Genomic DNA, 2,233 nt, shown 5'->3' on the forward strand with positions numbered 1-2,233 from the left:
ACTTGGGTATGCCCATGTCTACCATCGCTTTGGCCTGCTCCACGTCGGTGTCCGAGAGCTTCGGGGCCTGCACGTACTTGCCGCGGGCCTTGGCCAACGCGATGCCCTCGGCCTGGCGCTCCTTGATCCGCCGGCACTCGAACTCAGCGAACGCCGCCAGGATCCCCAACATGAGCCCGTCGACCGGGGAGGTGCCGGACTTATCCACGGTGATCCGCTCGGACACGAACTGCACCGCGCACCCCTTGTCGGTGAGCTCATCCACGATCGCGTACAGGTCCCGAGTGTCCCGGCCCAGCCGGTCCATCGAGGCGATCTTCACCAGGTCCCCCTCCCGCACGTACCCCAGCAGCTCCGCCAATCCGGCGCGCTTGGCCCTCGAGCTGCCCGAGATCTTGTCTCGGAAGATCCGGTCGCACTCCCCCACCGCCTCGAGCTGACGATCCAGGTTCTGCTCCGCCGAGCTGACCCGCACGTACCCCACAGTCTGTCCAACCACGTCTTAGCCCCTCCGTCAATTATGTCCAAGGATGTGAACAGCTTCGCTCTGTGTCGTCCTTCAAGCTTCTCTCCCTGTCGTCCCGCGTCACGAAGCGGACCGGTTCTCGAGGTGCGGAAGATCGTCGGTGCGGGCATGGGGTGGTGGGTGCATACTGGTGGTGTCTTCGGACCCGGCAGTGGGGCTTGCCGGACCCAACCTCGACACTCGTCGACAACAGTCCCTATCTCAGCTGGTTGCGCTTCTGTGCGCCTGAGGTAGGGAGATGTCATGGTCGAGTCGAACACTGCCGGTGTTGTCGTGGTCGGTGTGCAGTCCGGGCAGGGGCACGACGTCGTCGGTGTCGCGGCTGCCGTCGCTGAACGCTTCAGCGCCCGCCTGGTGTGTGTGGTCGTCGATCCGGCGCTGCTGTCAGCGGGGGTGCGTGCGGACGGGTCGGAGATCATCGAACCGATCGACCCGGACACGGCGGACAGCGACCCGCAGCAGCTCCCCGACGAAGACATGCGGGTCATCAGAGATCTTGCTGCGGCGCGATCGGTCGACGTGGACTTCGTCTCCCGCGTCGGGGACCCGAGTCACGCACTCGCTGCGGTGGCTGAGGAACGTGACGCGGTGATGATCGTCGTCGGATCCCAGGCTGGCCGACGCCGGATAGCGGAACTGCTCACCGGGTCCGTCGCCGCGCACCTGACGCATCAGCAGCACCGGCCGATACTGGTCGTCCCGCACGACCCGGTCGGCGCCACCGTCCTCCTCCCGTCGGAAGCCCCGTGACGGGCATGCTGACGCTCCTGCGGCATGGGGAGAGCACCGCGAACGAAGCCGGCACCTTCACCGGGCTCCTCGACGTCCCGCTCACGCACCGCGGCGAACGGCAAGCATCCGCAGCCGGACAGCTCCTCCGGTCGAACCACATCACGCCGGACGTCGTGGTCACCTCCACATTGCGCCGTGCCGTCCGCACCGCCGAACTGGTCTGCGACGCCCTCGGGACACAGCTGCCCACGGAAGCGGTGTGGCAGCTCAACGAACGCAACTACGGTGCCCTGACCGGGATGACGAAGACCGACGCCCGTCGGATGCTCGGTGACGACGAGTACGTGCGGCTCCGCAGGTCCCGTACCGGCACACCGCCACCGATGTCGCTGCACCTGTGGGAGGAACTGCGGTCGAGCTCCGCGCTGCGCGGCCTGCCCGACGGCGCCCTCCGACGCACCGAGGCACTCTCGGACGTCATCAAGCGGGTCCGCCCCGTCTTGCACGACCGGCTCCTGCCGATGGTGCGGTCAGGGCGGAGCGTCCTCGTCGTCGCGCACGGGAACTCGCTCCGCGCACTCTGCGCATGCATCGACGACCTCACCGACCCGGAGCTCGAGCAGCTCAACCTGCCGACCGGGCAACCCGTGCAGTACCACCTCGCCCCGACGGGTGCTCTCGTCCCGCGGGGTGGGGCGTTCCTGGATCCGGTAGCAGCACAGCACGCCGCGGCGCTGGTCGCGGCAGAAGGCGGAACATGACCACCCGAACGGACACCCCGATGCCCGACGACCAGCTCCCTCCCGACCCGGACGTCGACGTCTCCGACCCGGCAACGACCATGCGGCCGGTGCATCTGCGGTGGCGGTACGTCGGCCTCGTCGCCGTCGGTGGGGCCGGCGGTACTGCCCTCCGCGACGTCATCAGTAGCGTGCTCCCTGCCGATGGCGGGGTGAGTTGGTCGATCTTCTGGAT

3 protein-coding genes and 1 pseudogene are annotated in these 2,233 nt (G+C 67.9%); 3 read left to right on the top strand and 1 reads right to left on the bottom strand.

Features of this window, described 5'->3' with window-relative positions:
• Positions 1-499 (bottom strand): recombinase family protein (locus AC0VX0_RS12180; protein WP_475452156.1); only part of this gene is annotated, 499 nt, incomplete at its 3' end.
• Positions 500-769: 270 nt separating this feature from the next.
• Between AC0VX0_RS12180 and AC0VX0_RS12185 the strand changes: the two genes are divergently transcribed.
• The 3 genes and pseudogenes from AC0VX0_RS12185 to AC0VX0_RS12195 all read left to right on the top strand — a co-directional run.
• Positions 770-1,276 (top strand): universal stress protein, encoded by a 507-nt coding sequence (locus AC0VX0_RS12185; RefSeq protein ID WP_002854163.1) that lies wholly within the window; start codon positions 770-772, stop codon positions 1,274-1,276.
• Between the two features lie 5 nt (positions 1,277-1,281).
• Positions 1,282-2,019 carry a 2,3-bisphosphoglycerate-dependent phosphoglycerate mutase gene (locus AC0VX0_RS12190; protein WP_063718739.1) on the top strand — a complete coding sequence of 246 codons (738 nt, stop codon included), beginning with the start codon at positions 1,282-1,284 and terminating at the stop codon, positions 2,017-2,019.
• Positions 2,016-2,233 (top strand): annotated as a pseudogene (locus tag AC0VX0_RS12195) (hypothetical protein); the annotation flags it as partial. The gene AC0VX0_RS12190 and the pseudogene AC0VX0_RS12195, both read left to right, overlap by 4 nt.

It is taken from the genome of Micrococcus sp. iso_26 (assembly GCF_056172975.1).

Excerpts from the sequence above, each read along its gene's own strand:
- AC0VX0_RS12190 (WP_063718739.1), top strand. The coding sequence starts at position 1,282 with ATGCTGACGCTCCTGCGGCATGGGGAGAGCACCGCGAACGAAGCCGGC.
- AC0VX0_RS12185 (WP_002854163.1), top strand. The coding sequence starts at position 770 with ATGGTCGAGTCGAACACTGCCGGTGTTGTCGTGGTCGGTGTGCAGTCC.